The organism is Bacillus sp. K2I17 (genome assembly GCF_002209985.1).
In the GTDB taxonomy this organism is placed as follows: Bacteria; Bacillota; Bacilli; order Bacillales; family Bacillaceae_G; genus Bacillus_A; species Bacillus_A wiedmannii.
Genome location: NZ_NJGF01000084.1, coordinates 1 through 6834 on the forward strand (window position 1 = coordinate 1; position 6834 = coordinate 6834).

Consider the following 6834-nt stretch of genomic DNA (forward strand, 5'->3'; position numbering starts at 1 on the left):
TCTTCAGGCACAAATTCCAATTGAAAACATGATTTTAATCCAACGTTAGAGTTTGTAGGAGGTTAAGTATGGTGAAAAAAATTGTATTAGCTATTAGTGATACTGTATATACGGCATATTTACGTGAGGATTTTATTGGTGCGGGATTTGAAGTAGCTGATAGTGATGTGATGCACATCAAGTATCTAGATGAAATTCTAGATACTGAACAACCCAATATTTTATGTATTAATGACAAACGATTAAATATTGATGCGGGACATGAAGAGAAACGAGAACTAATTATTTTACAGAAGCTAAGAGATATTCGCTTTAATCGAGATATTCGTATTGTGGTATTTACAGAGCGTGAAAATGATGATGAGTTTTTGGCGAAACTGATTTATCTTGGTATCTATGATATTTTTAACTCTCGTAAAATTGATATTGATAATAAAGTCATTCCGCAGTTGCTACAAGAATCGGATATTAAAAATGTAGCGGAAATTATAGGAGCAAGTCAGGCACCGCAACAAACAAAGTTGCCTGAGGTTCCTGTTGATGAGGAAGAAGAGGACGTATCAAGTGAATTAGAGGAAGGTGGCAACAGTGAACCTGCCTCTAAATCCAACAAACTATTTAAAAACAAACAAAAGCGTAAGTCTGTTCCAGAGGAGACGCCCAAAGCACCTATTATAAAAAAACAGTATAAATTGGCTTTTGAGCCGGTATATGAGAAACAAATAGGTATTGCTATTCCAAGAAGAACAATTGTTGTGGCCAGTATGAACAGAAGAAGTGGTGCTACTTTTGTTTCGCATCTTTTAGCAACTTATTTAAATGAACTACGGATTGATGTGAACTATATAGAGAATCTATATGATGATGGCTATACGTATCCGTTACTTAAGGGATATACAGAAGCACCAGAAAACTATCGTAGTGAATTTATGCTACAGCGGTATAAGGAGATGCTACAGAAGGAATCTGATATATTATCAATTCCAAAATGGAAGCAAGGAAAAATCAATTATATTGTAAAGAATCCTATAGTGGATCAGGAGTTGAAAAACGAGACAGAGCAGGATTTTGACCATTTTATTAAGGTTTTATTGGCTAACCAAGAAGCACCTATATCCATAATTGATGCGGGGAGCGATTGGGATAAAGATTTATACCATGAGATATGTGAAATGGCAGATTACATATTCTTTGTAGCCGAACCAGATCTACATCAATTGCTAAAGATAGCACATCCTCTTACACAAAAAGAGAGAAAGCTCGTTTCTTACTTAGCTTTAGAGAAAACGAGAATCATTGGGAATAAGTTTTCTCCTGCACTTTTAAAGAATGAAGTAGTAGAAGAATGTTTTGGAGATAAGTTATTAACTGCTTTAGCACCATATGTGATAGAAGATGTATTTGAATCGCAATTAAATAGTAATACGTTACTATCTAGTCGGAACTATTATAAAGAGCTTGAAGGCATAATGAAGGAGATAGCAGAGTTATTGCTGCCAAACCAATTGTTGAATCAAAAGAAAAGTTCCATTTTAAGTGGATTCCGATTTCGAAAATCTGAAAATTAAGGAGGGGTGAAGAAAGATGCAAAAATTTATTATAGGGGCCGCCTCAATATTGTTGTTTGTTGGTTGTTTATTCTTAATGACAGATATGATTATTGGAGATACAACACACACAGATAATAAGTCTGCATTAGAACGTGCTGGAAGTGCAGTGATGGATAAAGCCGTAAAAGTTGGTGTTTTACGAGCGCAAGAAGAAATTGCTATTGAACCAGAAATCGCAAAGAAAGAATTTGAAAAGTCTTATATCAAAAATGCAACATTTAAGGATCCAGCATCAAAACGAGAGTTTTCTATACATGCTGTACAAGAGCAACCTGCAATGATTGCGGTAGAAGGAGAAGCCGAAGCGGCTAGTTATACGAAACTATTTGATGAAAAGCAAGGCAGCATTAAGAGTAACGCAAAACACATATTTATTTATGAAGCAGATTCTGACAACAAGAAAGCTGGAGGAAACGTGAAATAGATAAGAAAAAGTAGGTGTGTAAGAAATGCAAAATACAGTAACAACAGCGCTTTTTCTAACGCTTTCTTTACTATTGATAACTCTTATACCAGAAGGTGTACTGTATGGAATGCAGTTAATAAAGGCACATGATTTTGCTTCTAGTACAGTAGAGTTAGCAGAAAAAACAGGTGGTTTTCAGTACACATATGAAGGGAAAAATGTAAATCTAATTCCTGATATAGAGAAGAAAATGAAAGAGCAGAATATGGATGGATGGAAATATGAATATACAAAAGGGCGCGTAGATCATAATAAGCCGTTGAATTTTAAGATAAAAGCTGAACATCACTTCTTTATTTTTAAAATGATAGGGATAGATAGTGTGAAAGCGCCGATATGGGCAAACAAAGATGGAATGGGACAAATCTATTTCCGTTGAAAATAAGAATACGTATAAAGGGCAAAAAACTATATTTAAAAATAAATATATAAAAATACTTTACAAGCCTAGTTCTATATGGTAATATTTTCCATATAGAACAGCGGTTATAAAAAAACGATAATTAATTAATTTATATGTTAAATTATATAGATTTTATGATTAGTTTAGGTACAATATAAGAATCTATGAAAAAACTAATATATTTGGAGGAACAAAAAATGGCTAATAAATTTTTAAAAACAGCAACAGCACTAACAATTATGGGAACGTCACTATTAGGAGCGGGGGCATTTACTGTTAAGGCTGATAACACAGACTCATTAAAATTCAATGATGTTCCAGCAAATCACTGGTCTACAAAAGCAATCTATGGTTTAGCAAACCGTAAGGTAGTAGCAGGATACGGAAATGGACAGTTTGGTTTTGGTGACAATGTAACTCGTGGGCAAGTGGCGCGTATGATTTATGCATATGTAAAACCAGCGGATGCAGATGCTAGCTTCAAAAACCCGTTTTCTGATATTAAAGGACATATGTTTGAAAAAGAAATCTTAGCACTTGCTAAAGAAGGTCTTGTTGCTGGTTATGGTGAAGGGAAATTTGGACCAGATGATATTCTAACTCGTGAACAAATGGCGCAAGTTCTTACAAATGCTTTTAAATTTAAAGCTACTAAGACAACATCGTTTACTGACATTGATAAAAACTCATGGGCATTAAAAGCAATTAGTGCATTAGAAGAAAATGGCGTTACTATTGGTACAGGAGGTAAGCTGTATTCACCATATGCACATGTAACTCGTGAACAATATAGCCAGTTCTTATTCAACTCTATTAATGTTATAGAAAAAGAAACGAAACCAGAAGTGAAACCAGACCCAAAACCAGAAACAAAGCCAGAAGTGAAGCCAGAACAGCCTAAAGTGCCTGAGGGATTAGACGTTGAGATTGCACAACCTGACTTTGATTACAACCCTGAAGCTTTGAAAAATGAAAGTGTGCAAAAACAATTATCAACAGAAGCACAAAATATAGTAAAAGATATTAATAAAAAATACAATACAAATCTTAAATATAAAGATTTAAGAGGAGCAGTACGTATTTTGGATAAAGATATGTATCTTCCAGCTGGTTCAATAGGTGCACAATTTGCAATTGAAGGTTCTGTAAATAGTAATTATAAAATCTATTTTTTAGATAATAATCCAGCAACTGTAGAATTAGCTAAACGATGGGTTACCTTCTTAAGTGGATTGAATTTAGAGCAAGAAATTGATGAAACTATTGCGCAAGACTCTATTAACAATTATCAAAAAGGTAATTATAAAGTCCGTATTGGTCAAACTGCAGCTTTTGATACAATGTATATTCAAATTGAAACAAAATAGTGATATACTAAGTATTATAAAATATGAATATAATATTTAATTAAGCATACGTAAAGGACACACCTTACGTACCATCCCAATGGTACAGGTGTGTCCTTTTTTATGTTTCGGGAGGAGAAAAAATGAAATTTAAAAGAGGTTTACTATTTATTTGTACTTCAACTATGATTGCTATACCTAGTATGGCAAGTGCTAAAAACAACGATGTCCCATTCTTTAACGGTCAAAATGATTCATTTTTGACTTCACTTAACTTACAGTTGCCAGGAAAATATTATAGACCTGGAAGTGGATATGCAGCTAAAGAATCTTTATATAGGGCCGATGTGCACTTTCCTGCAGTATATAATGGTTCTTTTAATTGGGAGAACCCAAGGGAGAATTTAGTACAAGCTGAAGATACTTCAGAGCCATATATTCGAATTGCAAATGAAGGTTATTTAAATGGTAAAGTACCAGCGGGTGACCGTATGGTGACTGAAATAGAAAGGGTAAATAATTCTGTTATTTCTAGTAAATATTGGGGAAACCCAGAATTCGTTTTAGAAAATATGGATAAACATATGATACAAACTTATGAAAGTTTTAGAGAACTTGGACAGTTTTATTGGATTCGTGACATTGCATATCTTTCTGGTGGATATGCTGGTGCTAGTGGTGTAGATAATGTAAATAGGTATAGCTTGTGGTATGTACGTACAAGTAAACCTCAAGTAAAAGGCTTTCAAGCTATGAGTGGAAAAAAAGATATACCTGTGAAATTTATATTTAACGGTTTTGAGTATGTAAGTAAAAATAAGGGATACAATGACCGTGATCAAAATGGAACAACAGTAAACCCTTATCAAAAAGCTGCTGGAGAACGGAACCGAGTTAAATGGATGCTAGATATTATAAAAGATGGCGAAACTGTGCATCATCAAGAAAATTATTTACGCTCAAATCCGCAAAAAGATAATGAAAGAGCCAATGAAGGAGATGCTGGGAAATTTACAAAAGATGATGCTAAATGGCAGCCACAAATGTGTGGCCGATATACTGCGAAGATTAAAGTACTTGATGCTGTTCAAAGGGAATCAAATGAGAAAACTGTTGATTTTATCGTAGATGGAAACTGTGGTACAGAAGTAACACCTAATCCAGATCCAGGTGATGAAGATGATTTTAAATATAAAATTGATTTCTCAGCTGACCGAATTGAAGGAGAAACAGCAAGAGAAGGAAAGAATATAAAAACAAGAATAGATGTATCACGTGATAATTTTAAACCAGAACGTGACCAATATAGAGCAAAGGTAAATAATAATATTAATAAATCTCAGCAGGAAGTATATAGTTCTGAATCCGCTAGGGATAGTGCACAGTCTAGTTTAAGCTATTGTCGTCGTAATCCAATCCATGAGATAGACGAAGAAGGGAACCATCACTATTATGATAGGGACTGCTCTTGGGAAGAAAATAGATTAGACGATGCTGCAAGTAGGCTAGATACAGCAAGGCAGAAGTTAGAAAAAGAGAAAAATAAAATTAAAAAGTTAGACGCGCTAGAAACGAAATATGCAAATCCTGAAACAGTAGTCGTGCTTAAGCATAACGGACAACAAGTAGCATTAGAAAAGGTAAGATTAACAGAGGGAGAAAAGAAAACGTTGAATCTTGATTGGCAGCATAAAGGGAAAGGAACAATTCAAGCGGAAATTAACCCTGCTGGTAATCGTATAGACATAGAAGAAACCACATACAAAAATAATCCAATTAAAACGGCTATCTATGCACCATCGCATGAAAATGGGATGTGCGGTGTAACTAGTGTAAAAGGTGTGGTAGAAACAGTAAGTGAACGTGTATCAAAAGAAGACACAGTGGGAGAAATGTATTATGAAACATTAAGTGGGAGTGTTGATAGTTTAGCACCATCTAAGCTCCATGCTGGGTATGGCTTTTCTTATGAGGTAAACGGAAAATACAGAAATGATTGGAATGCCAATTATCCAGGTGTATTTACAAAAGCAACGGCACAATATCCATTTGCAGATGAAGGACTAAAAACGACACATGATTTAGAGAGTGTTTCTAATAATGGCTTAACATCAAAATTCCTACCGAAAAATATGTACTTGTCTGAAGTAACAGGACATGTCTTCGATAGTAAAAGACCAACTAAGTCTTTATATTGGGATGGGCAAGAAAAAATTATTGATGGCCAGCGCAAATGGTATGCGCCATTAAAAACGAAAGATGGGAAATATGCGTTTAATGTTGAAACAAACCCAGCAGGTATCAATGAAATGAGTTTGTGCCTGACAAATGAGGTAGTAATTAAAGGTGTCGCGTATGATGACTTTAAAAAGAGAAGGGTACTTGCAGATCTTCCATTCCCTGTACAAACACCAGGCTGGAACTGGGTTGGAAAAGAACACATAATCACAGACTTATCAAACTGGTACTACATGAAGAATAGAAATTAGTTAAATAGTATTATATAATTAGTTGAATCGATAAAAGTGTATAATCCATCTTAAACTAGTAGCTGAATGGATAAACCAAAGGCACACCCCTTAATGGGGTGTGCCTTTTTTCGTAGAAAGGGGAAATCTGAGTGGATAAAAAGAAAAAGCAGCGTGTGAGAAGAGCTATTTTTATTGGAGTAATCGCAATGATTGTATCGTTATACATTGGAAACGAATTTCAGGATCGAAATGGGGAAAGTTATGCTCCTGCAAAGTATTTTGAAACAGGAACGAAATTGATTTCATTTTAAAAATACTTTGTTTTATCTCGCTAACTGTAATAGATGAATACACATGACATGTACGATAGTTGGTGTTATAATATGTGTAGAAGTATTACAAAGATAGTTTTTGCATAAACTAAAGAAGACGAAGTGCTGGTAACACTTCGCCTTATGTAACTGTTACCGCAAGTGAACCGCACCCAATTTGTTAGACACTTAATTAACAATTGGAGGTGCGGTTTTATTATGTCTAG

Annotated in this window: 6 protein-coding genes; all 6 read left to right on the forward strand. The window is 34.6% G+C overall.

Annotation, left to right across the window (positions count from 1 at the left end; all coding sequences use genetic code 11):
* Positions 1-68: 68 nt before the first annotated feature.
* The 6 genes from CER22_RS30420 (at position 69) to CER22_RS33405 (ending at position 6607) form a co-directional block, all read left to right on the forward strand.
* The gene (locus CER22_RS30420) at positions 69-1568 is read left to right on the forward strand and encodes a hypothetical protein (RefSeq protein ID WP_088610437.1); all 1500 of its coding nucleotides are present in this window, start codon (positions 69-71) and stop codon (positions 1566-1568) included.
* A gap of 16 nt (positions 1569-1584) precedes the next feature.
* Complete coding sequence (locus CER22_RS30425; RefSeq protein ID WP_088610438.1) at positions 1585-2034, forward strand: hypothetical protein; 450 nt, start codon at positions 1585-1587, stop codon at positions 2032-2034.
* 25 nt (positions 2035-2059) lie between these two features.
* Positions 2060-2455: a DUF4320 family protein gene (locus CER22_RS30430; RefSeq protein WP_088610439.1), complete on the forward strand. Its 396-nt coding sequence runs from the start codon at positions 2060-2062 to the stop codon at positions 2453-2455.
* A gap of 188 nt (positions 2456-2643) precedes the next feature.
* Positions 2644-3846 (forward strand): S-layer homology domain-containing protein, encoded by a 1203-nt coding sequence (locus CER22_RS30435; RefSeq protein ID WP_088610440.1) that lies wholly within the window; start codon positions 2644-2646, stop codon positions 3844-3846.
* Between the two features lie 122 nt (positions 3847-3968).
* Positions 3969-6314, forward strand: coding sequence for a hypothetical protein (locus tag CER22_RS30440; protein ID WP_088610441.1), 2346 nt, complete (start codon positions 3969-3971; stop codon positions 6312-6314).
* A gap of 131 nt (positions 6315-6445) precedes the next feature.
* Entirely contained in the window at positions 6446-6607 is a 162-nt protein-coding gene (locus CER22_RS33405) for a hypothetical protein (RefSeq protein ID WP_179211963.1), read from the forward strand.
* Positions 6608-6834: the final 227 nt, after the last annotated feature.